This is a genomic window from Janthinobacterium sp. SUN026, from assembly GCF_030397625.1.
Lineage (GTDB): Bacteria > Pseudomonadota > Gammaproteobacteria > Burkholderiales > Burkholderiaceae_D > Janthinobacterium > Janthinobacterium kumbetense.
This window is the reverse complement of record NZ_JAPQNU010000002.1, coordinates 331,951-356,841: the sequence shown is the minus strand read 5'-3', so window position 1 is coordinate 356,841 and position 24,891 is coordinate 331,951. Positions and strand designations below refer to the sequence as shown.

General features: G+C 68.3%; 22 protein-coding genes. 11 read left to right on the top strand and 11 right to left on the bottom strand.

The annotated features are described in order from the left end of the window. The first annotated feature begins 3 nt into the window (after positions 1–3). The 4 genes from OX459_RS11375 (at position 4) to OX459_RS11360 (ending at position 5,524) form a co-directional block, all read left to right on the top strand. Entirely contained in the window at positions 4–2,190 is a 2,187-nt protein-coding gene (locus OX459_RS11375) for a type I secretion system permease/ATPase (protein ID WP_289905093.1), read from the top strand. Next, positions 2,187–3,530, top strand: a complete 1,344-nt coding sequence (locus tag OX459_RS11370) for an HlyD family type I secretion periplasmic adaptor subunit (RefSeq protein WP_289905092.1) — start codon at positions 2,187–2,189, stop codon at positions 3,528–3,530. The genes OX459_RS11375 and OX459_RS11370 overlap by 4 nt, the downstream gene beginning before the upstream one ends. Next, entirely contained in the window at positions 3,520–4,959 is a 1,440-nt protein-coding gene (locus tag OX459_RS11365) for a TolC family protein (RefSeq protein ID WP_289905091.1), read from the top strand. The genes OX459_RS11370 and OX459_RS11365 overlap by 11 nt, the downstream gene beginning before the upstream one ends. Before the next feature lie 64 nt (positions 4,960–5,023). Further along, positions 5,024–5,524: a VOC family protein gene (locus tag OX459_RS11360; RefSeq protein WP_251349222.1), complete on the top strand. Its 501-nt coding sequence runs from the start codon at positions 5,024–5,026 to the stop codon at positions 5,522–5,524. Here the strand turns inward: OX459_RS11360 and OX459_RS11355 are convergent. From OX459_RS11355 to OX459_RS11345, 3 genes are all read right to left on the bottom strand, one after another. Then, the gene (locus OX459_RS11355) at positions 5,521–8,004 is read right to left on the bottom strand and encodes a TonB-dependent siderophore receptor (protein ID WP_289905090.1); all 2,484 of its coding nucleotides are present in this window, start codon (positions 8,002–8,004) and stop codon (positions 5,521–5,523) included. The genes OX459_RS11360 and OX459_RS11355 overlap by 4 nt on opposite strands. Before the next feature lie 66 nt (positions 8,005–8,070). Further along, positions 8,071–9,012, bottom strand: a complete 942-nt coding sequence (locus OX459_RS11350; protein ID WP_289905089.1) for a FecR domain-containing protein — start codon at positions 9,010–9,012, stop codon at positions 8,071–8,073. Between the two features lie 8 nt (positions 9,013–9,020). After that, entirely contained in the window at positions 9,021–9,527 is a 507-nt protein-coding gene (locus OX459_RS11345) for a sigma-70 family RNA polymerase sigma factor (protein ID WP_289905088.1), read from the bottom strand. A gap of 175 nt (positions 9,528–9,702) precedes the next feature. On the opposite strand from OX459_RS11345, the gene purT reads away from it, so the two are divergent. The 4 genes from purT (at position 9,703) to OX459_RS11325 (ending at position 13,011) form a co-directional block, all read left to right on the top strand. Beyond that, positions 9,703–10,935: a formate-dependent phosphoribosylglycinamide formyltransferase gene (gene purT / locus OX459_RS11340; RefSeq protein WP_289905087.1), complete on the top strand. Its 1,233-nt coding sequence runs from the start codon at positions 9,703–9,705 to the stop codon at positions 10,933–10,935. Between the two features lie 43 nt (positions 10,936–10,978). Beyond that, positions 10,979–11,692, top strand: coding sequence for a DUF6058 family natural product biosynthesis protein (locus OX459_RS11335; protein ID WP_289905086.1), 714 nt, complete (start codon positions 10,979–10,981; stop codon positions 11,690–11,692). Next, the gene (locus tag OX459_RS11330) at positions 11,689–12,135 is read left to right on the top strand and encodes a DUF6678 family protein (protein WP_099664086.1); all 447 of its coding nucleotides are present in this window, start codon (positions 11,689–11,691) and stop codon (positions 12,133–12,135) included. Before OX459_RS11335 ends, OX459_RS11330 begins: the two co-directional genes overlap by 4 nt. Before the next feature lie 138 nt (positions 12,136–12,273). Next, positions 12,274–13,011, top strand: a complete 738-nt coding sequence (locus tag OX459_RS11325) for a hypothetical protein (protein WP_289905085.1) — start codon at positions 12,274–12,276, stop codon at positions 13,009–13,011. Here the strand turns inward: OX459_RS11325 and OX459_RS11320 are convergent. The 6 genes from OX459_RS11320 to OX459_RS11295 are packed head-to-tail and all read right to left on the bottom strand — an operon-like array spanning position 12,998 to position 17,672. Beyond that, the gene (locus tag OX459_RS11320) at positions 12,998–13,696 is read right to left on the bottom strand and encodes a tetratricopeptide repeat protein (RefSeq protein ID WP_289905084.1); all 699 of its coding nucleotides are present in this window, start codon (positions 13,694–13,696) and stop codon (positions 12,998–13,000) included. The genes OX459_RS11325 and OX459_RS11320 overlap by 14 nt on opposite strands. Further along, positions 13,693–14,970, bottom strand: coding sequence for a glycosyltransferase (locus OX459_RS11315; RefSeq protein ID WP_289905083.1), 1,278 nt, complete (start codon positions 14,968–14,970; stop codon positions 13,693–13,695). The genes OX459_RS11320 and OX459_RS11315 overlap by 4 nt, the downstream gene beginning before the upstream one ends. After that, a complete protein-coding gene (locus OX459_RS11310; protein ID WP_289905082.1) occupies positions 14,964–15,839 on the bottom strand; it encodes a hydrolase 1, exosortase A system-associated in 876 nt (291 codons plus the stop codon). The genes OX459_RS11315 and OX459_RS11310 overlap by 7 nt, the downstream gene beginning before the upstream one ends. Further along, positions 15,836–16,696: a hydrolase 2, exosortase A system-associated gene (locus OX459_RS11305; RefSeq protein WP_289905081.1), complete on the bottom strand. Its 861-nt coding sequence runs from the start codon at positions 16,694–16,696 to the stop codon at positions 15,836–15,838. The genes OX459_RS11310 and OX459_RS11305 overlap by 4 nt, the downstream gene beginning before the upstream one ends. Beyond that, positions 16,693–16,938, bottom strand: a complete 246-nt coding sequence (locus OX459_RS11300; RefSeq protein ID WP_099668090.1) for a phosphopantetheine-binding protein — start codon at positions 16,936–16,938, stop codon at positions 16,693–16,695. Before OX459_RS11300 ends, OX459_RS11305 begins: the two co-directional genes overlap by 4 nt. Continuing rightward, complete coding sequence (locus OX459_RS11295) at positions 16,917–17,672, bottom strand: hypothetical protein (RefSeq protein ID WP_289905080.1); 756 nt, start codon at positions 17,670–17,672, stop codon at positions 16,917–16,919. Before OX459_RS11295 ends, OX459_RS11300 begins: the two co-directional genes overlap by 22 nt. Before the next feature lie 186 nt (positions 17,673–17,858). On the opposite strand from OX459_RS11295, the gene OX459_RS11290 reads away from it, so the two are divergent. Genes OX459_RS11290 through OX459_RS11280 form a run of 3 tightly spaced genes read left to right on the top strand, consistent with a single transcriptional unit; the run spans position 17,859 to position 22,674 of the window. Further along, positions 17,859–19,478, top strand: a complete 1,620-nt coding sequence (locus OX459_RS11290) for an acyl-CoA ligase (AMP-forming), exosortase A system-associated (RefSeq protein ID WP_289905079.1) — start codon at positions 17,859–17,861, stop codon at positions 19,476–19,478. Further along, positions 19,475–20,731, top strand: a complete 1,257-nt coding sequence (locus OX459_RS11285; RefSeq protein ID WP_289905078.1) for a pyridoxal-dependent decarboxylase, exosortase A system-associated — start codon at positions 19,475–19,477, stop codon at positions 20,729–20,731. The genes OX459_RS11290 and OX459_RS11285 overlap by 4 nt, the downstream gene beginning before the upstream one ends. Then, positions 20,728–22,674, top strand: a complete 1,947-nt coding sequence (locus tag OX459_RS11280) for an asparagine synthase-related protein (RefSeq protein ID WP_289905077.1) — start codon at positions 20,728–20,730, stop codon at positions 22,672–22,674. The genes OX459_RS11285 and OX459_RS11280 overlap by 4 nt, the downstream gene beginning before the upstream one ends. Here the strand turns inward: OX459_RS11280 and OX459_RS11275 are convergent. After that, positions 22,583–23,518 (bottom strand): polysaccharide deacetylase family protein, encoded by a 936-nt coding sequence (locus OX459_RS11275; RefSeq protein ID WP_289905076.1) that lies wholly within the window; start codon positions 23,516–23,518, stop codon positions 22,583–22,585. The two genes, OX459_RS11280 and OX459_RS11275, sit on opposite strands and share 92 nt — an antisense overlap. Beyond that, a complete protein-coding gene (locus tag OX459_RS11270) occupies positions 23,515–24,801 on the bottom strand; it encodes a putative O-glycosylation ligase, exosortase A system-associated (RefSeq protein WP_289905075.1) in 1,287 nt (428 codons plus the stop codon). Before OX459_RS11270 ends, OX459_RS11275 begins: the two co-directional genes overlap by 4 nt. Positions 24,802–24,891 lie beyond the last annotated feature (90 nt).

Here is a 24,891-nt window from a genome sequence, read left to right as displayed (position 1 = left end):
CCGATGACCGCATTTTCATATCGCCACGATACGCCCCCCCTGGAACCTGCCGCGCCCGACACGGGCTTGCTGTCGCTGCTGCTGATGGCCAGCCTGCATGGCATTGCTGCCGACGGCGCCCAGCTCAAGCACGCATTCGGCCAGTCCGTGTTCACGCGGCAAACCGTCTTGCTGGCCGCAAAACAGCTGGGCTTGACGGCCAAGCTGGTGCAGCAAGCGCCTGAACGGCTGGCGCAGGCGCCGCTGCCGGCCATCGCCATCGGCCACGACGGCCGTTTCTTTATCCTCGGCAAGGTCGACACGGGCGACGGCGGCGTGAGCAAGGTGCTCGTCCAGCATCCGGGCCAGCCGCCGCAAATCCTGGGCCGCGACGATTTCCTCGCCATCTGGTCGGGCGAACTGATCTTTTTCACCAGCAAGGCCAGCTACGCGGGCGAGACGGCCCGCTTCGACTTCAGCTGGTTCATCCCCGCCATCGTCAAATACCGCCGGCTGCTGGGCGAAGTATTGCTGATTTCCTTCGTGCTGCAGCTGATCGGCCTGGCCACGCCCCTGTTTTTCCAGGTGGTGATGGACAAGGTGCTGGTCAACCACGCCATGCAGACCCTGAACGTGGTGGCCATCGGCCTCGTGTGCGCCATCGTCTTCGAGGCCGTGCTGGGCCAGATACGCACCTATGTCTTTGCGCGCACCAGCAGCAAGATCGACGTGGAACTGGGCGCGCGCCTGTTCCGCCACCTGCTGGCCTTGCCGATCGCGTATTTCCAGGCGCGCCGCGTGGGCGATTCCGTGGCCCGCATCCATGAATTGGAAAGCATACGCTCGTTTCTCACCGGCAACGCCATGACCCTGGTGCTCGACGTGCTGTTTTCCTTCATCTTCATCGCCGCCATGCTGTGGTACAGCGCCGCGCTGAGCGTGATCGTGCTGGCCTCGATTCCCGTGTATGCGGCCCTGTCGATGCTGCTCACGCCCGTGCTGCGGGGGCGCTTGAACGACAAATTCAACCGCAGCGCGGAAAACCAGTCTTTCCTGGTCGAAACGATCAGCGGCGTCGACACGGTCAAGGCCATGGCCGTCGAGCCCCGCTGGCAAGTGCAGTGGGAAAAGCAGCTGGCCGGCTACGTGTCGGCGGGCTTGTCGGCGAACAACATCGGCATGCTGGCCAGCGGCGGCGTCACCCTCGTCAGCAAGCTGGTGACGGCCGCCATCATGTGGTGGGGCGCCACCCTCGTCATCGACGGGAAAATGACGGTGGGCGAGCTGGTGGCCTTCAATATGCTGGCGGGGCAGGTGGCTTCGCCCATCCTGCGCCTGGCGCAGCTGTGGAACGATTTCCAGCAAGTGGGCATTTCCATGAGCCGGCTGGGCGATATCCTGAATGCCCGCACGGAATCCGGCGGCCTGGGCGGCAGCCAGAAGGCGCGCATGCCGCGCATCGCGGGCGCCATCGAATTCCAGCAGGTGGGTTTCCGTTACCGGCCCGACGCGGCCGAGGTGCTGCGCGACGTGTCGATCGCCATCGCGCCCGGCGAAGTGATCGGCATCGTCGGGCGTTCCGGCTCCGGCAAGAGCACCCTGACGCGGCTGGCGCAGCGCCTGTACATCCCCGAACGGGGCAGGGTGCTGATCGACGGGCAGGATATCGCGGTCATCGACACGGCCTCGCTGCGGCGCCAGATCGGCGTGGTGCTGCAGGAAAATATCCTGTTCAACCGTTCCGTGCGCGACAATATCGCGCTGAGCGACCCGGCGCTGCCCATCGACGCCGTCATTGCCGTGGCGAAACTGGCGGGCGCCCACGATTTTATCTGCGAGTTGCCAGAAGGCTACGACACCATGGTGGGCGAGCACGGCACGGGCCTGTCGGGCGGCCAGCGCCAGCGCATCGCCATCGCCCGCGCCCTCGTCGGCAATCCCCGCATCCTGATTTTCGATGAAGCGACGAGCGCGCTCGACTACGAGTCGGAAAAAATCATCCAGGACAATATGCGCGGCATCTGCGCGGGGCGCACCGTGCTGATCATCGCCCACCGCCTGTCGGCCGTGCGCGAGGCGCACCGCATCGTCGTCATGGAGCGGGGGCAGGTGGCCGAGCTGGGCACGCACAACGCGCTGCTGGCCAGGCCGAACGGCATCTACGCCCACCTGTACGGCTTGCAGCAGGGAACGACCGGGAGCGCCGCATGAGTGCCGGCCACCGCCTGGCCGCGTATGGCGAACTGCTGGCCCGCTATGGCCAGGTGCTGCGGCACAGCTGGCGCAGCCGCGCCACCCTGGGCGGACCCGTGCTGAGCGAGGATGAGGCAGCCTTCCTGCCGGCCGCGCTGGCGCTGCAGGAGCGGCCCGTGTCGCCGTCGCTGCGCTTCACGGCGCGCGTGCTGATGCTGCTCGTCGGCTGCGTGGTGCTGTGGGCCGTCTTCGGCAAGGTCGACATCATCGTCAATGCGGCGGGCAAGATCATTCCCTCCGGCAATACCAAGACCATCGCTTCCGTCGACGTGGCCGCCGTGCGCGCCCTGCACGTGCGGGAAGGACAAGCCGTCAAAGCGGGCGAGCTGCTGGTGGAGCTCGACAGCCGCGGCCCCGACGCCGAGCGCGACAAGGCTGCCGGCGACGCCGTGGCGGCCGCGCTGCAGATGGCCCGCTCGCGCGCGCTGATCGCCGCCGTCGACGCCGTGCGCGCGCCGAAACTGGCGCCGCCCGCGGACGCTTCCGCCGCCGACGTCGCCGCCGCGCAAGCGCATGTGGACGGCCAGTACGCGAATTTCCGCGCCCGGCTGGCCCATCTCGACGGCGAAATCGCCCGCTATGCGCAGGCGCTGCCGCTGGCGGTGCAGCGCGCCAGCGACTACCGGGCGCTGGCGGGGACGCGCGACGTGGCCGAACACGCGTGGCTGGAAAAGGAGCAGGCGCGCATCGACCTGGCCGGCCAGCTGGCGTCGGCCCGCAGCGAACGGGCGGCGCTGGTCGCGCAGACGCGCAAGGATGCGTACGACGCGCTGGCGGAAGGGGCCAGGGTGGCAGCCGCCAGCGGCCAGGATGCGCGCCGCGCCGGCGCCCGCGGCAGCCTGTTGCGCTTGACGGCCCCCGTCGACGGCACGGTGCAGCAACTCAAGCTGCACACGGTGGGCGGCGTGGTACCGGCCGCGCAGGCGCTGATGCAGATCGTGCCGCGCCAGGGCAGGCTGGAAATCGACGCCATGCTGGAAAACCGCGACGCCGGCTTCGTGCAGGCAGGGCAGGCGGTCGCCATCAAGGTCGACGCCTTCGACTACACGAAGTATGGCACCGTGCCCGCCGTCGTCAGCAGCGTGTCGCGCGACGCCATCGAGGATGAGAAGAAGGGCCTCGTCTATGCCGTTCGGATCACGCTGCAGCAGCCGGCCATCGCCGTCGACGGCAGATTGGTGCCGCTGTCGGCCGGCATGGCCGTGCGCGCGGAAATCCGCACGGGCACGCGACGGGTGATCGAATACGTGCTGTCGCCGCTGGTGCAGCACCAGAAGGAGGCGCTGCATGAACGCTAGATGCCGCGCCGCCTTGCTGGCCGCCGCCTTGCTGGGGACCTTGCCCGTGCGGGCGCAACCGCTGCAGGAGCTCGCCGCCGCGCCATGTCCGTCCAGCTGGGAGTCCGAAGTACAGCTGACCTTACCATTGACCCTGCCGGCGGCCGTCGACCTGGCCCTGTGCCGCAACGCGCAGGTGCACGGCGCCTGGGCCGGCATCCGGCTGCAGGCGGCCGGCGTGGGCGAAGCGAGGGCCGCCTATCTGCCCACGCTGAATGGCAGCCTGAGCCGCGTGCATGACCGCACGGCCTATCCCGGCGCCAGAACGGCTTCCAGCAGCCTGGACAGCAATACGGGTTCGCTCGGCCTGTCCTGGCGTTTGTTCGACTTTGGCGGCCGGGCGGCGGGCCAGCGTTCGGCCCAGGCCTTGCTCGATGCGGCCCTGGCCAACCGCGACGCCGTGCTGCAAAAGACCCTGGCGGCAACGGTCAGCGCGTATTTCGATGCGCAGACGGCGCGCGCCAGCGTGCGGATGCGGCAGGCGTACGAGGCGCTGGCCCGGGAAACGGTGCAGGCGACGCAGCGGCGCGCGCAGCGGGGCCTGGGCTCGCACAGCGACACCTTGCAAGCGACGAGCGCGCTGGCCAAGGCGGCCCTGGGCGCCAGCCGCGCGGACGGCGACGAGCGCAAGGCCCGCGCCGTGCTGGTGTACACCCTGGGCTTGCCGGCCGACACGGCGGTGCTGGTGGACGACGACGGGGATGGCGCCGGGGCGGGCTTGAACGCGGGCTTGCGCGACGACTTGAGCGCCTGGCTGGCGCTGGCCAGGGAACGGCATCCGGCCATCGTGGCGGCGCAGGCGCAGCTGGCGGCCGCGCGCGAGCGGGTGGCCGTGGCCCGCTCGGAAGGCCGGCCCAGCATCGACCTGACGGCGAATCTGTACCAGAACGGCCGCCCGAACCAGGGCTTGTCGCCCGCTTCCACGCGCGAAACCTTGGTGGGCATCTCGCTCAACATCCCCCTGTTCGATGGTTTTGCGCGCCACTACAAGGTGCGCGGCGCGCAGGCGCAGGCCGAGCAAAGGGAAGCGGAGGCGCAGGAGGTGCAGCAGCAGACCCTGATGGACCTGGTCAGGACGCATGCGGAGGCGAGCACGGCCCTGGCCAACTTGGCCACGGCGCAAACGTGGCTGGACGCGGCGCAGGACGCGCTGGCCAGCGTGCAGCGCAAGTTCGGCCTGGGCGCGGCGGACATCCTGGAAATGCTCAATACGCAGTCGGCGCTGCTGGAAGCGCAGCAGGAACGCATCCGTTGCCAGGCGGAATGGCGCTCGGCCCGGCTGCGCCTGCTGGCCAGCGCCGGCATGCTGGGACGCGCCGATATCGCGCAAGAGGGGAGTACAAGCGGCGGCACAGGCGGCGGCAAATTGCGCGCCTCGACGGCGCGATAGTGACTATGATGGAGCACTGGCCTTCCCGCACAGGGAAGGTGTTTCTACTTCGGCCAAGGGAGACATCATGCACAGCGTACAAAAGATTACCCCATGTTTATGGTTCAACGGCAACGCCGAGGCGGCGGCCCGGTTTTACACTGAAATATTTCCCAATTCAAAGATCGGCCAGATCCTGCGCTATGGCGAAGAGGGCAGGGAAATCCACGGCCAGGAGCCGGGCAGCGTGCTGACGGTGGCCTTCGAGCTGGACGGCCAGACGTTCACGGGCTTGAATGGCGGCCCCCTGTTCCAGTTTTCCGAGGCGATCTCGTTCCAGGTCAACTGCGAAACCCAGGACGAGGTCGACCATTACTGGCGCCTGCTGTCCGAAGGGGGGCCGCCGGAAGCGCAGCAATGCAGCTGGCTCAAGGACCAGTTCGGCGTGTCGTGGCAAATCGTGCCCACCCTCATGATCAAGCTGCTGACCGATCCCGATCCCGTCAAGGCCGGGCGCGTGATGAAGGCCATGATGGGCATGAAAAAGATCGACATTGACGAGATCAAGCGGGCGTACGCCGGTTAGAAGCTGGCCCGCAAGGTCAGCTGCGCGTTGCGCGGGTCGCCATAGTAGCCGCTGCCGTACAGGCCATAGCCACTGTAGTAACGCTTGTCGAAGACATTATTGATATTCAGCACGGCGCTGAGCCCCTTGCCGAACTCGTAGCGCGCCATCAGTCCCGCCACGCCAAAGCTGCCTTCGTCGGCGCGCGCCGGCACGTCGCCCGTCAGGACGGTGTGGTAATAGGTCCGGCCTTGCCAGTTGATATTGCCGCCCACGCTCAAGCGGCGCCAGTCGCCGCCCAGGCGGTAGCTGGTCGCCAGCTTGACGCTGCGTTCGGGGCGCGTCGTATCGATGCGCTGGCCATCCTTGTCGCGCGGGCGGCTGAACGTCGCGCCCGCCTGCACTTGCCAGCCCGGCAACAACTGGCCCGCCACTTCCAGCTCCACGCCGCGCGTGGTGGTGCCGTCGATGGGCCGGTAGACTTCCCGTTCGTTGGCGTCCGTGCCCACGTAATCGGCCAGGTTGTCTTGCTGGATGTGAAAGATGGCCACGCTGGCGTTCAGCTTGCGCTCGAAAAACTCGCCCTTGATGCCGCTTTCCCAGGATTTCCCCGTGGTGGGCGGCAGCGCCCTGGCATTCGCGTCGCTGACCGATTGCGGCTCGAAGATGCTGGCATAGCTGAGATACGCGGAATACGTGCCGTTCAAGTCGTAGACGGCGCCCGCATACGGCACCAGCCGGTGTTTTTCCTTCGCGTCGTCGCGGCCCGTGCCGCCCCAGCCGTAGATCAGGTCGCCCGTGCGCTCATAGCTGTTCAGGCGGCTGCCGACGATCAGCGACATTCCATCGGCCGGCTTGAAGCGGGCCGCGCCGTACGCCGCGTACTCCTTGAAGCTGTATTTTTGCGTCAGGCTGACGGCCATGCTCGCCGGCAGCGGCACATTGTTGTTCCAGTGGCGGTAATCGATTTCCACATTGCCGCCGCCATACGCCAGGTAGTCGGACGTGCGGTGACTGGCGTTGACGCCCAGCACCAGTTCATGCTGGCGGCCCAGCCACTGGAATGGTCCCGTTGCATACGCATCGAGGGAATTGCTGTCGATGACATAGGTTTTCGCGCCCCGCTGCACGGTGGCCAGGCCCGTGGCGGGGTTTGGATACGGTCCCCAGCTGATGATGTTCGCCTGCAACTGGTCCGTATCGCCTTTCCAGTGGCTCGCTTCCGCCTTCACTTGCCAGCCGTTGTCGAACAGGTGCTCGGCGGCGGCGAACACGCGCGTGCTGGTGCTGCCCGCGTCCGTCCAGCGCGCGGCGGGGTTGAAGGCGCGCGCGAACCGCGTGCGGCTGCCATCGGCGTAAAACAGGGGATTCTGGCCGAACGACGACCCCTTCGAATCGATTTTCTGGTAATCGATGCCGGCCAGCACGCGCGTGCGCGGCGTCACATCGGCCTCGATGACGCCGTACACCACGCTCTTGTCCTGCTGGTAATAGTCGATGTAGGAGCCGTGCTCCTGGTGCGCGGCCACCAGGCGCGCGCGCACGGAACCGTCCGCATTCAAGGGGCCGGAGACATCGGCTTCCGCGCGGTAGCGGTCCCAGCTGCCGATGCCCGCCTGCGCATACGCCTGGAACTGGCGCGTGGGTTTCTTGCGCACCAGGTTGACGGCGCCGGCCGGGCTGCCTGCGCCGCTCATCAGGCCATTCGCGCCGCGCACCACTTCCACCCTGTCGTAGATGGCCATGTCGCGGATGCCCAGGCCGTTCGAATTGGTGCTGAAATCGAAGGTGGGCACGCCGTCATACTGGAAGCTGTTCAGGCTGAAGCCGCGCGCATAGTAGTTATAGCGCTCTGTATCGTCGTGCGAAACGGTCACGCCCGGAGTTTGCTGCAGCACGTCGGCCAGGCTCAGCACGCCCTGGTCATCCATCTGCTGGCGCGTGATGACGGTCAGCGATTGCGGCGTTTCGCGCGGCGACAGGGTAAAACGCGTGGCCGTGCCAGCCAGCGCCGCCGCATAGGCGCCGCTGCCTTCCGTTTCCAGCGCCGGCTCGCCGCCGGCCGTGACCGTGATTTCGGCCAGTTGCTGCGCGCCATCGGCCGCCGCGTTCGCCGACTTGGGCAGCGGGCGCAGGACGAAATCGTTGGGCGCCAGCCGCAGCGCCGCCAGGCCGCTGCCGGCAAGCAGCGCATCGAGGCCGGCGGCGGCGCTGTAATTGCCGGCCAGGCCGGCCGTGCGCAAGCCGCGCACCTCGGCCGCCTGGTAGGTAAGCGTCAGGCCCGCCTTGCGTGCCAGCTGTTCCAGCGCCGCATCGAGCGGGCCGGCGGCGATCTGCAGGGTGTACGTGGCGCTGGCGCTGCTGGCCTGCGGCGGCTTGTGCTGGGCCAGGACGGGCGCCGCGCCGAGCAGCAGCAGGGCGCCGGCGACGGCGCCGGCCAGGCGGGAGCGGGCGGGAAGTGGTGGGAATGGCTGGGGGCGGGGCAGGAAAGAGTGGTTCATAATCGCTATCAAGTTGGGGGGTATCAAGCTGTATGCCGTGCGGCCAGCCCGATCCCCTCATCTTTTTTACGCTTTTTTCAGCGTGACCCAGAAGCGCGTGCGGTACACGGCCACGATGGGCTGCGTCTGCAGCAGCACGCGCAGGGCACGTTCGGGGTCGTCCAGCTGGAAGACGCCGGAGACGGGCAAGCTGGCGATATCGGCGTCGCACAGCAGCAAGCCGTGCCGGTGGCGCGCCAGTTCGGCCACCAGCTGGCCCAGGGGCATGTCGCGCGCGGCAATCACGCCGTCGAGCCAGGCGGCCGGATCGTCATGGACCGGCTCGCGCCAGGTGCGCGCGCCATCCGTCAGGACGCTGTCGCCGGCCCGTACCAGCACGGGACTGGCCACGCCTGTGCTTGCGCCGGCCTGCAGCTGCACCGCATGCTCCTGCACGGCCAGGCGCGTCAGCATGCCGTCGGCGCCGGCGAGACGGCGCACCGTGAAGCGCGTGCCCAGCGCCAGCATGCGCGCTTCGCCCGTGTCGACGAGAAACGGCCGGCGCTGCGGGTCGGCTTGCGTGGTGACGGCCAGCTCGCCATGCAGCAAGGTCAGCAGCCGTTGCTTGCCGTCAAAGCGCAGCCTGACGGCCGTTCCCGCATTCAGGTGCAGCAAGCTGCCGTCCGGCAGGCGCACGGCCAGGCGCTGCCCCGTGCCCGTGCGGTAGTCGGCGCGCGTATCGATGGCGAACCAGGCGGCCGTGCCGGCAAAGCCGATACCGGCCAGCACTTTCAAGGCTTGGCGGCGCTGGCGGCGGCGCGCCAGGCTGGCGTCGAGGGTGGCGCGGCTCGCTTCCGGCGGCAAGCCCGAGAATTGATGGCCGATGGCGGCCAGGCGCTGCCACGCCTGTTCGTGGCCGGGATCGGCATCGCGCCAGCGCTGCAGCGACTGCAGGGCGTCCGGCGTGGCGCCGTGCATCTGCAGGCGCACGGCCCAGGCGATCGCTTGCTCGACGGGGTCATCCTGCAAGGCGGCCGTCACTGGAAATACACGCGGTAGCAGGCGCGCCAGGCGCTGGCCAGGTCGCGCTCGACGGTGGCCAGCGAGACGTCGAGCCTGGCGGCGATGGCGGGCCCCGTCAAGCCGTCCAGCTGGGCCAGCAAAAAGGCCTGCCTGGCGCGCGGCTTGAGGGCGTCGAGCGCCGTATCGAGGCGCACCAGGGTGTCGATGATCAGCAGCCGCGTTTCGGGCGACGGCGCCGTCTGTTCGGGCAGGGCGGCCAGCGCCTGCAGGTAGGCGTATTCCACGTCGCGGCGCCGGTAATGGTCGATCACCAGGCCTTGCGCGATGCGCGTCAGGTAGGCGCGCGGTTCGCGCAGGGCCGGCTGCGGCCGTTCGCGCCGCTGCAGCAGGCGCAGGAAAGTGTCGTGCGCCACGTCGGCCGCATCGGCGCCGCAGCCCAGCTTATGCCGCAGCCAGCCCTGCAGCCAGCCGTGGTGGGCGCGGTACAGGGTGGCAAGGTCGGGCGGTGCGGCAGGGTTCATGGCGGCAAGGACGATGGTCGGCGATGGTTAATTGAGAATCATTCTCAATTATTGCATTGACTGCGGGCGCTGGCAAGTGCCGCCGCCAGCGCCTGCACGGTTGGCGCACCCTGTCCAAGCGGGCCGGCATTTGTTATAGTCCCAGCCATCTTTCCATCTGCCTACAGACCCTGCCATGACCACTAGCAACACCAGCAGCACCATCGCGCCCCGCACCTTCGGCACACCGCTGTCGTCCACCGCCATCAAAGTCATGCTGCTCGGTTCCGGCGAGCTGGGCAAGGAAGTGATCATCTCGCTGCAGCGCCTGGGCGTGGAAGTGATCGCCGTCGACCGCTATCCGAACGCGCCGGGCCATCCGGTGGCGCACCGCTCGCACGTGATCGACATGAGCGACGGCGTGGCGCTGGCTGCCTTGATAGCCCTGGAAAAGCCGGATCTGATCGTGCCGGAAATCGAAGCCATCGCCACCGATACCCTGGCTGCGCTGGAAGCGGCCGGGCAAATCACGTGCATTCCGAACGCGCGCGCGGCCATGCTGACGATGAACCGCGAAGGCATCCGCACCCTGGCCGCTGAAACCCTGGGCGTGGCGACGTCGCCGTACCGCTTCGCCAGCAGCCTGCAGGAGTTGCAGGACGCTTGCCGGGAAATCGGTTTCCCGTGCGTCGTGAAACCCGTGATGTCGTCGTCGGGCAAGGGCCAGTCCAAGCTCGATGGCGCCGCCGAGGTGGACGCGGCGTGGGCGTATGCGGCCAGCGGCAGCCGGGTCGATACGGGCCGCGTCATCGTCGAGGGTTTCATCGACTTCGATTATGAAATCACCCTGCTGACGGTGCGCGCCGTCGGGGCTTCGGGGCAGGTCGAGACGCAGTTTTGCGAGCCGATCGGCCACTTGCAGGTGCACGGCGACTACGTGGAATCGTGGCAGCCGGCCCGCATGGCGCCGCTGGCGCTCGAACGCGCGCGCGAGATCGCGCGCAAGGTGACGGACAACCTGGGCGGCCTGGGCCTGTTCGGCGTGGAACTGTTCGTCAAGGACGACATGGTGTGGTTCTCGGAAGTGAGCCCCCGTCCGCATGACACGGGCATGGTCACCATGGCCAGCCAGGTGCAGAGCGAATTCGAGCTGCACGCGAAAGCCATCCTCGGCTTGCCCGTCAACGTGGCGCTGCGTTCGCCCGGCGCCTCGGCCGTCATCTATGGCCAGCTGGAAGCGAAAGGCATCGCCTTCGAAGGCGTGGCCGACGCCTTGAGCGTGCCGGGTACGGACTTGCGCCTGTTCGGCAAGCCGGAATCGTTCGCCCGCCGCCGCATGGGCGTGGCGCTGGCCACGGCCGACGACATCGACACGGCCCGCGCGCGCGCCGTGCTGGCCGCGTCCAAGGTCAAGCCGGTGGCGCCGTAAGCGTGTTGGCCGATACAACAGTCATCAACATGGAAGCCGGTGCATGACGGAACTCGATCATTATCTCGCGCAGCACTATCTGGACGAGACGCAGCTGGCGGCCGCCGCCGCCATGACCATGGAAGAAATCGACGCCCTGATCCAGGCCCGCCTGGTTCCCGCGCCGGCATACGTGGTCGATGCCAGTGGCAATCTGTGCTCGTTCGTCTTTGGCGCCATGGCGGCGCCGGGGGCCAGGGCCGGCCGCTATTTTCCGCCGTCCCAGCTGGCCTGGATTGCCATTGCGCGTGACGCTGTTGCCGGCGATGCGGAAACGGCGCAAGCGCGCCTGCAGGCGCAATTTGCTTCCCGCTACGCGGCCGCGCTGGCGACCCTGAACCTGACGACCTGGCGCCTGCGCGACAGTTTCGACGACAGGGGCGCGCCGATCGCGGAGGGCTTGCGCGCCCGCACCGACAGCGCCTGGACGTATTTCTTGAACGGTACGTTTTCCCTGTGCGTGGCCAATCCCATGTCCGAGGCGCACATCGCCTGGAAGGAAGTGCTGCAGGAAAAGCTCGCGCAGCAAAGCGGGAATGGCAGCAAGACGCTGTTGGCGCAAGCGCAGGCGCAGCAGATGCATGCGCTGATCGATGCCTATGCGGCGGCCGCCATGCCTTTTTCGCCCATCGAATACGCCTTGAGCAGCCGCAAGCGCCTGGTCGAGGATCTGCGGGCGAACCTCCGCGTGAGCGACGCGCAGGATACGCCCGCATGACGGCATCAGCGACGCACGGCTTGCCGCAGGCCGATGCGGGCGGCGACGACGTCAAGCGCAAGCTGCGCGGCCACATCGCGCGGCGCAACCTGGCCGGCGCCGCCAACGACTGCAAGTGGAACGCGTTGCTGGCCTTCATGCGCGGGCAGCCCGATTGGGCGCCGTCCTACCGTTACGGCTCCGTCACCGGCTATGTCTCGCGCTGGGATACGGAATGGGATTACCACCCGCCGTTTCCCTTCCTGGGCGTGGAATGGTTCGACATCAGCCTGTACTCGGAAGAACACGTGGCCATGCTGCTGCCAAAGAAAATCATCGACCATGGCGTGTGGATCGTGCCGGAACTGGCACGCATCGGCTTCGATTTCGAGGTGCGCGACCGGGTGGCGCGCATCTGGGGCTATCTGCCCCGTTCCTATCATGACTTTCCACCTGCCGATTGACACCTGAAAAAACCTACTGCGCGTCGGTATAGGCGGCCTGCGATGCTCACCGTACTAGAGTACGGTTGCGCTTCTTAGCCACCTCTCCCTTCCGCTCGCTACGGTTTTGTCAGGTGTCGTAAATAAAGGATTAATAACATGCCTGATAACGACATTCCCCAAGTAGCGCAACCGGACGACGCCGTCGTCGGCAAGGAAGCGGGCGCGCGGATGCTGGCTGCGGCCTGCGCCGCGCGCGACGCCTTTTACGCCACCCTGGGCACTGTAGATGCCGACGTGCTGGCGCCCCTCGTTAATCCCGCCTTCATGGGAGGCCCGCGCTGGCCATCGTTGCGCCAGGCGTGGCGCGTGATCCGCCGCGCCGAGTCGATCATTCTCGCCAGCGATGGCTTGAGCGATCCGTTCGAGGATGACGACGACGTGTTCGTCCCGCGCGGCCACCTGCTGGAAGTGTGCATCGAAGCGCCGCTGTCCGCCTTCGACGACCAGGAAGTGGCGCAATCCTGGCTCTTCGACGTGATTTACCAGGTCAGCCAGAATGCGGCCGACCACGGTTCCATCGATTTGCTGCTGCAGCGCCACGGCAGCGTGTCGATGGTGCTGGACGTGCAGGATGCTCCGGCAGGACTGGAAGACGAAAACGAACAGGTGGGCGTGCTGCTGGCCCAGGGCGTGGCGACGATTCCCCCATCCTTCGACACGCCGTATGGCGAAGTGATGCTGCTCACCGCCACCGTGCTGCAGCCGGCGGAACTGGCGCACATCGGCAATGCCGCCGACAAGGCGCAGTCGCGGCGCGACCTGGCGGCCGCGCTGGCCGCGTCGCCGACCGGGCATATGAGCGTGGCCGGGCGGCCCGCCGTCATTCCCCGCTAGGCTGTTCGACCGGCGGCACGGCCGGTTCTGTCGCTGCCTTCGGTGCTTCCTTGGCTTCCACGACGGCCGGCGGCGGCTCTTTCCACTTGCCCGCCGCCTTCAGCTTGTTCTTCAGGCCCGGCAAGGGAAATCCCAGCGCGTAGGCTTTTTGCGCGTGCGCGCTGGCCTTGTCGTATTCCTTCTTTTTCACGTACATCAAGCCCAGGTTGTACTGGATGGTGGCCTGGTCGGGCGCCAGGCGGCTGGCGGAGTCCAGCTGTTCCAGCGCTGCCGCGTCCTGGCCCGTGGCCAGCAGGTAGTTGCCATACACCATGCGCGCCGTCACGTCGTGCGGCGCGAAGGCGATCGCCCGTTCGAAGTAGCAGTTGACCGTGTAGCGGGCGCCGACGGGTTGCGCGCTTTTCAGCCGCAAGCCGAGTTTTGCCATCGACGCCAGCGCCCGGTGGTGATTCGGGAAGTGCTCGAGCGTGTAGCTGATGTCGCCGCCCAGGCTGGTCGTCATGCCTTGCGTGAGCGTTTCCACGGCGCGCGAAAAATGGAATTTCTCGACCACGGACAGGCCGGAACGGTCTTCCTCGCTCGTGTAGTCGCCGCCCGGCGTGTGCTTGACGTAGGGCGGGCATTCGGCCGCGCCGGCATGGGCGCAGCAGGCGGCGAGGGTGCAAGCAAGCAGGCGATGCTTCATGTCGGGCTCCTGTGACTGACCTGGTCCAGCAAGGCGGCCAAGGCGTTGCTGCGGGCTTGCCGCGATTGCAGGGCGATGGCGGCGGGGCTGGCCAGCGGCGCCTGGCCCTGGCGCGCCAGTTCCAGGAAGTGCAGCAGGGCGCGCGCGCAATCGCCGCTGGAGGCCAGCTGGCCGATGGTGTCGATGCCGCAGTGGCGCAGCTTGGCTGCGCTGTCGCCCGCCGCGTCGGTCAGCGCGAGGATGGGCCGGCGGCAGCGCAGGTATTCATACAGCTTGGCGGGAATCTGCCCGTTGCAATTGGCCGCCTGCAGCAGCAGCAAGCCGTCCGCGGCCTGCATTTCCTGCAGCGCCGCGCCGTGCGGCTGCAAGGGTTCCAGGCGCACCAGGTCGAGGATGGCGTATTTCACCAGCAGGCCCGCCAGCCACGCATCGTGGCCCGTGGCGCGCAGCACCAGCTGGAAATTGCGCGCGTGGAGCACGCCGTCGCGGCGCAGCCGGGCCAGCGCTTCGAACAGCGCTTGCGGATCGCGCTCGGACGGGTAGATCACGCCGCTGTGCAGCAGCAGGAAGCGGCCGCGTTGGCCCGTGCGCTCATGGCCGCCGTCATGCGCATAGCCGTCTTCATCGTAACCGTTCTCGATCAGGTGGAAACGCTCGCGCGCCACCTGCGCCAGGCGCCGCTGGTGCGCCGCGATGGCGCCCGGCGTGGTGCAGACGATGGCCGCGCTGCGTGCTGCGATGCGCTGTTCGATCCACGCATGCATGCGGTGCAGGCGCGGCTCGGGCGGATACGGCGCCTGCGGGTCGCTGTCGTCCAGCATCGGGTCGCGCTGGTCGGCGATCCACGGCAGGCCGCTGAGTTTATGCAGGGTCAGCGCGATCAAATGCGCCGTGGCGATCGGGTACGTCGACCAGATGGCGTCGGGACGGTAGGCGCGGATCATGCGCAGGCCGGCCGGCACGGCGCTCAGCCACCAGGAACTCCAGCGGTCGGGCAGCGCCAGGCAGCGCGGATAGCGCCCGCCGACGGCGAAATGGCGCGCCGCATCCAGCGCCAGGGTGCGCCGCACGGTGGCTTGCGTGGCGGCCTGCGCCAGTTGCGTATCGCCCCGCTGCGCATATGCGCTGGCGCTGGGGCTGAGCACGAGCGGCTGCCAGCCGCAGTCGGGCAAATGGCGCGCAAAGCCCAGGGTGCGCAGGATGCCGCTGCCGCCTGCCAGGGGCGGAAAATGGTAGGCGACCATCAGCACCCGTTTTGGCCGGGCCGCTACCATGACTGCAGCCACCGCGCGCACAGCTGTTCGACCGCGCCGCGCCAGGCGGCGCTGGCAAACGTGTGGTTGGCGCCGTCGACCTGCGCCTGCGTCCATTGCCCGCGGGCGGCCACGGCGCGCCACGCCGCGTCGCCTTCGAGCAGCGCCTGCCACTCGCGCGCGCCCAGGTCGTCGCCGCTGAGGATCAGCAAGACCTTGCCCTGGAATTGCGCCAGCGCCCGCAGCAGGGCCGGCGCGGGCGCGTCGTCTTCCCCCGTTGGCGCTGCCCGCGTGGCGGCCGCCACCTGGCGCAGCGACGCCAGGCTGGCGCCCAGCCGCAATCCGCCTTTGGCCAGCTTGCGCCAGAAGTCGCCTTGCAGCAGGCGCCCGAAGTAATAATGGCGCAAGGTGGCGCGCGCCAGGCCGGCGCTGCTGCGCACCCACGGGTTGAGCAGGACCAGCGCCTTGACGCGCGCGTCGCGTGGCGCATGGCAGGCGGCGGCCGTGGCGCCGTCGCACAAGCCCCACAGCGCCACTTCGCGCAACGAGGGCACGGCGTCGAAGAATTGCGCCAGCGCCCCGGCGATGTCGGGACCGGCGGCGCGGTAGTCGCGCGCGCCGCCCTCGCTGTCGCCCATGCCGCGCAAGTCGAAGCGCAGCACGGGCCAGCCTTGCGCGGCCAGCGCGCGCGCCAGCAGGACGAACTGGCGGTGGCTGCCGATCCGGTACTGCGGTCCGCCCGTGACGATCAGGACGCCGCGCGGGCCAGGCGCGTCGGGCAGGCTGAGGATGCCGGCCAGGCGCGCCTGCGCCTCCTCGTCTTCGGCTGCACTGCGAAAGCGCAGGGCCAGCTCGCGCACGGCGTGCTGCCGGCTGTCGTCGCGCTTCATCGCGGGGACCTTTCCTCGTCGAGCCAGTCGCGGCACAGTTCCCGCGTGGCGTACAGCAGTTGCGGGCACGCGAGCAGCTCGCCGCTGTGCCAGAACGGGCCGTCGTCGAAGCTGGCCACGTGCACGGCGGCGCCGCGTTTGCGCCATTGCCGCGCCAGCAGCGGCGGCGACCAGGCGTCCTTTTGCTCCGCCGCGCGGTAATCGAGCCAGTAGACGGGCACGCAAGGCAGCAGCGTCGACGCGTTGACACCGTCGATGGCCTGCGCCAGTTCGGGCGCCAGCAGGTAGCCGGCCACTTCCACAGGTGCACTTTCCGCCAGCGCGGCGCGCGCCTGGCCGGGCGCTTCCTGTGTAGCCCCGGCCAGCATGTGGGACGCCAGGCGCAGGCGCAGGAAGCGGTCGATGCTGCGCCGTCCGTCGAGTTCCGGTTGCCACAGCAGCAAGCGCGCCAGGGGCAGCGGCGCGCGGCTGGCGAAATCGAGGGCCAGCAGGGCGCCCAGACGCAAGCCCCATACGGTCAACGGGCCGTCGACGCGCTGCGCCAGCCACGCGCAAGCCAGGTGCAGGTCGTTGTGCCAGATATCCCAGCGCGCTTCGCCAAAGTCGCCGCTGCTGTCGCCGCAGCCGAACAGGTCGATCTGCAGCACGCTGTAGCCGGCCGCGGCAAAGGCACGCGCCTGCGCGGCGGCCACGTGGCGGCTCTTGTTCAGCTCTTCCGCGAACGGATGCACGTAGAGGATGCCGCCGCGCGCGGCCTGGCCCGGCGGCGGCAGGTGCAGCAGGCAGTAGCGCTGGCCGCCGCTGGCGGGCAGGAAGAAGGGCAGCAGCGGCAGGGCGTCGAGGGCGGCGCGGTTCATGCCCGCAGCTTTGCAAACACGAAATCGTGCAGGGTGCCCACGGTGGCGAAGTGGCGCGCATGGATGTCGTCGTCGGCGACCGCGATGCCGAAATGGTCTTCCAGCGCGGCGATCACGCCGATCACGGCCATCGAGTCGAGTTCCGGCACGCTGCCCAGCAGCGGCGTGTGGGCTTCCAGCACGCGCCCGTTCAAACCCAGCGTCGTGTCGAGGATGTGCTTTACTGCTTCAAGATGCGGCATGTCAGCTCCAGGGAAGGGTAGTGCGGCAGGGAAGACGTATCGAAGGCCAGGCAGGGAATATCGTCGGGACGGCGCGACAGGTGCAGATACGGCGGCAGGCTGGCGGCCATCGCTTGCCAGCGCCCGCAGCGAAGAAAGGTGGCCGTGCCCAGCGCGTGCGTGCCCAGGCGCGCATGGGCGCCCAGCGAGGCGCGGTTGAAGCGCGAGATGCGGCTGCACGTCCAGCGCACGCCCTGCGCGTGCAGCACGGCGTTGGCTTCCTCCCACAGGCGCGCGAAGACGAGACCGCCGCGCCGTTCGGGGTGCACCCACACGTCCAGGTCCCACGACGACTGCTGCGACGCCAGCGCATAGCGGGCGCGCACCTCGTCTTCCTGGCAGCCGTGGCGCAGCAGCCAGATCCAGCCCAGCATGCCCGACGCGTCGCGCGCCACCAGGCATTGCGCGCCTTGCCGGTAGCGCTCGCGCAGGGCGCCGGGCCGGCGCTCGGGGCCGGGCGGCAAGTCCGCTTCCGCCAGGCAGGGCGTCACCTTGATCGACTGGCCGCGCCCGCGGCACAGCGAGCCGGGCGCGACGGCCTGCGCGACGAACTGGTAGCGGTACAGCGCGCAGCGTCCGCCCGGCGCCATCGCCAGCAAGCGCGCCACGGCCAGCCAGGCGCTGTCGCGCCAGCCCAGTTGATCGAGGCTGGCGGCCAGTCGTTGCAGCAGGGGAAATTGCGGGGATAGGGCCATGGCGGTAACGGATGGGGCGGCTATGCAGCCAACGCTGTCCATTAGAGCGCAGCGGCCAGCGGCGGTCTTGCGCCGGCTCAAGCTGTGTTGCTGAAACTGTTAATTGATCAAAATCAAGACCGCTGTGGCCGTTTGTCTGAATCATAGGGGAATGCATGGCAATCATGGCAACCCGGGGATGACACGATGGCGACACTGATACACGATCTGATCTTTGAAACGGCGCAGCGCGCGCCGCAGGCGCCGGCCCTGTCGTGGCAGGGTGAGGAAATGCACTATGCCGCGCTGGCGCAATCCGTGCGCGAGGCGGCCGGCGCCTTGCTGGCCCTGGGCTTGCAGCGCGGCGCGCGCGTGGCCGTGTACCTGGAAAAACGCCCGGAAAACGTCAGCGCCATGTTTGGCGCGGCGGCGGCCGGCGGCGTGTTCGTGCCCGTCAATCCGCTGCTCAGGCCGGAGCAGGTGGCGTATATCCTGGCCGATTGCAACGTGGACATCCTCGTCACCTCGCGCGAACGCCTGGCGCAGCTGGGCCCCGCGCTGGCCGCCTGTCCGGACTTGCGCACGGTGCTGCTGACGGGCGAAACGCTGCCGGAATCGCGCCTGGGCAAGGTGCGCGTGCTGGCGTGGACCGCCGTTCCCGCAAATGTGCCCGCCAACGTGCCCGCCGGCGCGTGCGCGTCCCGGCCGCATGCGGCGATCGACGCGGACATGGCCGCCATTCTATATACCTCGGGCAGCACGGGGCGGCCGAAAGGCGTGGTGCTGTCGCACCGCAACATGCTGGCGGGCGCGCTCAGCGTGTCGGGCTATTTGCGCAATACGCCGCAAGACCGCATTTTGTGCGTCCTGCCGCTCAGTTTTGATTACGGCCTGAGCCAGCTGACGACGGCGTTTGCCAGCGGCGCTTGCGCCGTGCTGATGAATTACCTGCTGCTGCGCGATATCGTTGAAGCCGTGGAGCAGGAAGCCATCACGGGCCTGGCCGCCGTGCCGCCCCTGTGGGTGCAGCTGTCGCAGCTGAGCTGGCCCTTGTCCACGCCCTTGCGCTACATCACCAATTCGGGCGGCGTGATGCAGCGCGCCACGCTCGACCGGTTGCGCCAGTCGCTGCCGCGCGTGCAGGTCTACCTGATGTATGGCTTGACGGAAGCGTTCCGCTCCACGTATCTGGCGCCGGAACAGCTGGAGCGGCGCCCCGATTCCATCGGGCAAGCGATCCCCAACGCGGAAGTGCTGGTGCTGCGCCCGGACGGCAGCGCGTGCGACACGGACGAGCCGGGCGAGCTCGTGCACCGTGGCGCGCTGGTGGCGCTCGGCTACTGGAACGATGCGGCGCGCACGGCCGAGCGCTTCAAGCCGCTGCCGCCCCAGGCGAGCGGCCTGGTGCTGCCGGAACTGGCCGTCTGGTCGGGCGACACGGTGCGCCGCGATGCGGACGGCTACCTGTATTTCGTGGGCCGCAGCGATGACATGATCAAGACGTCCGGCTACCGGGTCAGCCCGGCCGAGATCGAGGAAGTCGTGTATGCGAGCGGGCTGGTGGGCGAGGCGGCCGCGCTGGGCTTGCCCCATGCCGTGCTGGGCCAGGCCATCGCCTTGCTCGTCACGCCCGCGCCGGGCGTCGTCTTGCTGCGCGACAGCGTGCTGGCCGCCTGCCGCGCGCGCTTGCCCAGCTATATGGTGCCGCTGTGGGTGGAGATCCGCGACGGCGTGTTGCCGCGCAACCCGAACGGCAAGATCGACCGCCCCTTGCTGGCCAGGGAACTGGCGCATGCGTATGCGGTCCAATCAGGAGATGCGGCATGAAGGACTTGATACGCTCGAACAATACGGAATTGCCATCGCACCCACCGCTGCGCCAGTTCGCAGTGGAAAACGACATGCTGCAGCTGGGCGGTGTTTCCCTGCGCCGGCTGGCCCAGCGGGTGGGCAGCACGCCGTTTTATGCTTATGAACGGGCGCACATCGCGCGGCGCGTGGCGGATTTGCGCGCCGCCATGCCCGCCGGCGTGCACGTGCATTACGCCATGAAGGCCAACCCCATGCCGGCCGTGGTGCAGTGGCTGGCGGGGCTGGTCGACGGCATCGACGTGGCGTCCGGCGGCGAACTGGCCACCGCGCTCGATACGCCCATGCCGGCCGAACGCATCAGTTTTGCGGGGCCGGGCAAGAGCGATGGGGAACTGGCGCGGGCCGTGGCCGCGGGCGTGCTGGTCAATGTGGAGTCGGGCGCCCAGCTGGAACGCCTGGCGCTGGCCAGTGAACGGCTGGGCCTGACTGCCAGGGTGGCCGTGCGCGTGAATCCCGATTTCGCCTTGCGCCGCACGGGCATGCGCATGGGCGGCGGGGCGCAGCCGTTCGGCGTCGACGCGGCCCTGGTGCCGGCGCTGCTGGGCCGCATCGGCCAGCTGGGACTGGATTTTCACGGCTTTCACCTGTATGCGGGTTCGCAAAGCCTGTCGGCGCCAGCCTTGGCCGAAGCGCAGGCGCTCAGCGTGCAACTGGCCCTGCAACTGGCCGACAGCGCACCGTCGCCCTTGCGCACCCTGAATATCGGCGGCGGCTTCGGCGTGCCGTATTTTCCCGGCGACCAGGCGCTGGACCTGGCGCTTGTCGCCGAAGGCTTGCAGCGGCAGCTCGCCATCCTGGCCCAGGAAGCGCCCGGCGCGCGCCTGAACCTGGAACTGGGCCGCTATCTGGTGGCCGAGGCGGGTGTGTATGTGTGCAAGGTGCTTGAACGCAAGGTGTCGCATGGGCAGGTATTTCTCGTGACGGATGGCGGCTTGCACCACCACCTGGCCGCGTCCGGCAACTTTGGCCAGCTGATCCGCAAGAATTACCCGGTCGCCATCGGCAACCGGCTGCTGGGCGGGCCGCGCGAAGTGGCGTCCGTCGTGGGGCCGCTGTGCACGCCGCTGGATTTGCTGGCCGATCAAATGGAGATGGCGCGCGCCGAGGAGGGCGACCTGGTGGTGGTGTTCCAGTCGGGCGCCTACGGCTTGACGGCCAGCCCGACGGCCTTTCTCGGCCATCCGCTGCCGGCCGAGGTGCTCGTATGAGCGGCCTGTGCGGTTGGCTGGCGGCGCCTGGCGGGGTGGCGCACGGCGCTGCGTCCGATGGCGCTCCGGCCAATGCGGCCACGGCGCTGGCAAGCATGGCCGCGCCCCTGTCGCGTTTCGATGGCGCGTCGCTGGCCAGCAGCTTGAGCGAAGTGGGCGGCGTGGCCGTGGCCGCCATCGACGGCAGCCGCCATGTGTATCAGCAAGATGGCTTGCAAGTGGCCCTGTGGGGCCGGCCCGAGCTCGACGGTTCGGCCGACGACGTGGCGTGCCGCCTCGCCTCCCTGTGGCTGAGCCGTGGCGTGGCGGCTTGCGCCAGCCTGTCCGGCCCCTTTGCGCTGGCCATCCTCGACGCCTTTTCCGGCTCGGCCCTGCTGGCCGTGGACCGCGCCGGCATGCATCCGCTCAGCTATGCGAGCAATGCGCAAGGCCTGTTCTTTGCCTCCTCGGCGGACGCCTTGCTGGCCCATCCGTCCGTGCGGGGCGCGCTCGATCCGCAGGCACTGTATCACTACCTGTACTTCCACATGGTGCCGGGCCCGGCCACGGCTTACCTGGGCCAGCAGCGCCTGCTGCCCGGCGAATACCTGCATATGCGGGGCGGCAAGCAATGCAAGGGCAGCTATTGGCAGCTGGCCTTCCAGGAGCCGGCGGCGCGCACGCGGGCCACCTTCGCCAGCAACAAGCAGGAATTCCTGCGCCTGCTGCGACAGGCAGTGGAAAGCAGCCTGGGCGCGGATGGGGCGGATACGGGCGCGTTTCTCAGCGGCGGCACGGACAGTTCCACCCTGGCCGCCATCATGGGGCAAGTGACGGGCCGGCCCGCGCGCACGTATTCCATCGGCTTCGACTTTCCCGGCTATGACGAAATGGCGTATGCGCGCCTGGCGGCCAGCCATGCGGGCAGCCTGCACCACGAACGCTATGTGACGCCAGGCGACGTGCTGGCCGCCATCCCCGCCATGGCGGCCATTTTCGACCAGCCTTTCGGCAATGCCTCGGCCATTCCCGCTTACTATTGCGCGCAGATGGCGCGCGAGGATGGCGTGACGCGCTTGCTGGGCGGCGACGGCGGCGATGAACTGTTTGGCGGCAATGAGCGCTATGCGCACCAGGCCTTGCTGTCGCAGTACGAGCGCTTGCCCGTCATCTTGCGCCAGGCCATCATCGAACCGCTGCTGTTCCGTGAACAGACAGGTAAACCGTGGAGGCTGGGCGACAAGGCGCGCCGCTACATCGAGCAAGCCAGCTTGCCGTTGCCGGCCCGCCTCGACGGCTACAACTTGCTGCTGCGCCATGGCTACCGCACGGTGCTGGAAGCGGGCTTCATCGATACCATCGACCCCGGCATGGCACCTGGCTGCGTGAATGGCGCATATTGGGAGCGGCAAGGCCAGGGCTTGAGCCAGATCAATGAACTGCTGGCCCTGGACATGCGCTTCACCCTGGCCGACAACGACTTGTTCAAGGTGCGCAAGGCGTGCGAGCTGGCCGGCGTGGAAGCGGCGTTTCCCTTCCTGCACGATGCGATGGTGGCGTTTGCCGCGCGCCTGGCGCCGCGGGACAAGCTCGACGGACAAAATTTGCGGCCGTTCTTCAAGCGGGCGCTGGCCGAGATCTTGCCGCCGGCCATCGTGCGCAAGAAAAAGCACGGCTTCGGCTTGCCGTTCGGCCAGTGGCTGCACAGCCACGTGCCGCTACGCGAGTTTGCCTTCGACAACTTGACCCAGCTGCGCGGGCGCGGCATCGTGCGGCCCGCCTTCATCGACGATCTGCAAGGGCGCTTGCTGGCGGAACACCCGGCCTATCACGGCACCATGGTGTGGCTGCTGCTGATGCTGGAACAGTGGCTCAGCCAGCATCCGGGCGCGCTGGGTGCGCTTGCCAGCGGTTTTGCCGCATGCGCCACAGAAACGCCAGCCGTCCTCGATCCCACGGCGTAAAGCGGGGCAGCTGGAGCAGGTCCAGATCCGCGCCGGGGCGCGCAACGCCCCAGTCCGTCGCGACGGCCGCCTGGAAACCGAGGCGCTTGACCATCGCCACGTGCGGCGCGCCATAATCGCGCCCGGCCTTGCCGTTCGGATAGGCAAACAGGGTGACGGGCGCCTGGACCAGGCTTTCCAGCTGGCGCTTGCCATTTGCGATGTCCAGCTGCGCGGCCCGCTCCGCCAGGGTCGATAGAATCGGATGGCTGGCCGTATGCCCGCCCAGCGTCATGCCGGCCCCGTGCAGCTGGCGCAGTTGCGCCGTGCTCAGCATGGCTGGCGCGCTTGCCCGGGCGCCCGCCTGGCGGCGGATCTGCATGGCCAGCCGCTGGCGCTGCGCGAAGGGCAGGTATTTGAGCCGGCCCAGCAAGGTGGCGACGGCCGCCTGCCGCTGCGCCAGGGTGGCGACGGGGAAGGTCCCCAATTCCTGTGCGCGCAAGTCCAGCACGGCGCCTGGCGCCTGGCGCACGGCGTCGATCACCGTGTCGTTCCACATCTGTCCCCCGTCCAGGTAGCCCGTGGCGATAAAGAACGTGGCATGCAAGCCGTGGCGCAGCAGCAGCGGCAGGGCGACTTGCGCATTGTCCGCATAGCCGTCGTCGAAGGTGATGCAGGCGGCGCGCGGCGGCAGGCTGCCATCCTGCAGGCGCCGCACGGCGTCACCCAGCGGCAGCGGCGTATAGAAACGCTTTAACAGGCGCAACTGGCGCTGGAACAGGGCCGCATCGACTTCGCCGGGAAACAGCGGGTCGGGCCGCGCCAGCACGCGGTGGTAGATCAGGATGGACAAGGCGGCCGTCATGGCTGCTCCGCGATGGCGGTGCGGGGCTTGGCCGGGCGCGAGGTCGGGGCCGGCGCCTGCTGTTCGACGACGATGCGCGTGGCGATCAGGGCGGCCATCAGGTAATACGGCATGTCGAAATACAGCAGGCTGAGGAAGGCGCCGCCCACGGCAAAACCGATCAGGCTGGCCTGGCTCATGGTGGCCAGGCCGTGCGCCCAGCGCAATTCCGGCTTGCCCCGCGTGCGGCGGATGATGGCGGCCGCCGTGCGCCAGGTGGCGATGCCCAGCGCCAAGTAAATCAGCAAGCCGATAAAGCCGTGTTCGCCCAGCGCCTGGAAGTAGATGCTGTGCGCCGCGTGCACATCCATGGGGTTTGGCGCATAGCGGGCGAAGACGGCGGCGTCGGAGACGTCGAAGCCGCCGCCGGAAAAGCGGTCGCGCGCCAGGTTCCAGGCCATGCGCCACGCATTCAGGCGGCCCATGGCGGATTCGTCATCCTGGTAGGTATTGATGGTGTCCATGCGTTCGGCCCAGCGCTCGGGCATGAAGGCCAGCAACAGCGGCGTGACCGCGGCGAGCAGCGCGCCCAGCACCAGCTTGCGGTCGCTTTTCAGCCACATGAACAGGCCCATGGCGGCGATGGCCAGCAAGCCGCCGCGCGAATACGAGCCCAGCGCGGCGAGGGCCGACAGCAGCATGGCCCCGGACAAGCCGTGGCGCAGCCAGCGCCGGTCCGTGTTTTGCTGCAGATAATACATGAGGGGGATGGTGATGATCAGGGCCAGGGCCAGCGCGTTGTTATCGCCGATAAACGTGTCTTCCGGCCCCCACACCCTTTCCGTGCCGCCGCTGCGGATGGTGAAGATGCCGCCTTTCACGCCGTAATAGCCGATCGAGCCCACCAGCACCCAGACCAGGCGCACGATGTCGCGCCGCGAGCGTATCACCATCATCACGACAAAGCTCATCAGCATGATCTTCATGACCTTGTTCCACTGCACCCACGACGACTGGGGCAGCAGGGCGAACGGCGCCGTCACGTTCATCCACGCGACGAACAGCAGCAGCAGCACGCTGACGGGGGTCAGCGGCAAGTTCTTCGGTTCGCGCGTCATGAGCAGGCCGAGCAGGGTGGCGATGGCGATGATGAAGGCGAACGGCATGTGGGTGGCGAAACCCCAGCCCTGCGTGTGCGGGTTCATGACGCTGACCCAGACCCACATCAGGCCGCCGATGGCCGGCGCCTTCAGGATGAAGGGCAGCGAACCCAGGATGATGACGGTGATCAATATGTCGCGCATGAAGGGGGACGCTCCTGGTGTTGCCCGGTTTGCCAAGGTCTTGATGCCTGTCAACGGGCTGGCGGGCAGGCTCAGTACACTGGTTCAATA

Bases quoted from the DNA above. Each gene is read 5' to 3' on its own strand.
- OX459_RS11295 (WP_289905080.1), bottom strand. From the start codon at position 17,672: ATGGCCCTATCCCCGCAATTTCCCCTGCTGCAACGACTGGCCGCCAGC.
- OX459_RS11335 (WP_289905086.1), top strand. From the start codon at position 10,979: ATGACGGAACTCGATCATTATCTCGCGCAGCACTATCTGGACGAGACG.
- OX459_RS11270 (WP_289905075.1), bottom strand. From the start codon at position 24,801: ATGCGCGACATATTGATCACCGTCATCATCCTGGGTTCGCTGCCCTTC.
- OX459_RS11285 (WP_289905078.1), top strand. From the start codon at position 19,475: ATGAAGGACTTGATACGCTCGAACAATACGGAATTGCCATCGCACCCA.
- OX459_RS11275 (WP_289905076.1), bottom strand. From the start codon at position 23,518: ATGACGGCCGCCTTGTCCATCCTGATCTACCACCGCGTGCTGGCGCGG.
- OX459_RS11290 (WP_289905079.1), top strand. From the start codon at position 17,859: ATGGCGACACTGATACACGATCTGATCTTTGAAACGGCGCAGCGCGCG.
- OX459_RS11315 (WP_289905083.1), bottom strand. From the start codon at position 14,970: ATGGTAGCGGCCCGGCCAAAACGGGTGCTGATGGTCGCCTACCATTTT.
- OX459_RS11355 (WP_289905090.1), bottom strand. From the start codon at position 8,004: ATGAACCACTCTTTCCTGCCCCGCCCCCAGCCATTCCCACCACTTCCC.
- OX459_RS11320 (WP_289905084.1), bottom strand. From the start codon at position 13,696: ATGAAGCATCGCCTGCTTGCTTGCACCCTCGCCGCCTGCTGCGCCCAT.
- OX459_RS11365 (WP_289905091.1), top strand. From the start codon at position 3,520: ATGAACGCTAGATGCCGCGCCGCCTTGCTGGCCGCCGCCTTGCTGGGG.
- OX459_RS11305 (WP_289905081.1), bottom strand. From the start codon at position 16,696: ATGAACCGCGCCGCCCTCGACGCCCTGCCGCTGCTGCCCTTCTTCCTG.
- purT (WP_289905087.1), top strand. From the start codon at position 9,703: ATGACCACTAGCAACACCAGCAGCACCATCGCGCCCCGCACCTTCGGC.
- OX459_RS11330 (WP_099664086.1), top strand. From the start codon at position 11,689: ATGACGGCATCAGCGACGCACGGCTTGCCGCAGGCCGATGCGGGCGGC.
- OX459_RS11310 (WP_289905082.1), bottom strand. From the start codon at position 15,839: ATGAAGCGCGACGACAGCCGGCAGCACGCCGTGCGCGAGCTGGCCCTG.
- OX459_RS11375 (WP_289905093.1), top strand. From the start codon at position 4: ATGACCGCATTTTCATATCGCCACGATACGCCCCCCCTGGAACCTGCC.
- OX459_RS11345 (WP_289905088.1), bottom strand. From the start codon at position 9,527: ATGAACCCTGCCGCACCGCCCGACCTTGCCACCCTGTACCGCGCCCAC.
- OX459_RS11370 (WP_289905092.1), top strand. From the start codon at position 2,187: ATGAGTGCCGGCCACCGCCTGGCCGCGTATGGCGAACTGCTGGCCCGC.
- OX459_RS11300 (WP_099668090.1), bottom strand. From the start codon at position 16,938: ATGCCGCATCTTGAAGCAGTAAAGCACATCCTCGACACGACGCTGGGT.
- OX459_RS11280 (WP_289905077.1), top strand. From the start codon at position 20,728: ATGAGCGGCCTGTGCGGTTGGCTGGCGGCGCCTGGCGGGGTGGCGCAC.
- OX459_RS11325 (WP_289905085.1), top strand. From the start codon at position 12,274: ATGCCTGATAACGACATTCCCCAAGTAGCGCAACCGGACGACGCCGTC.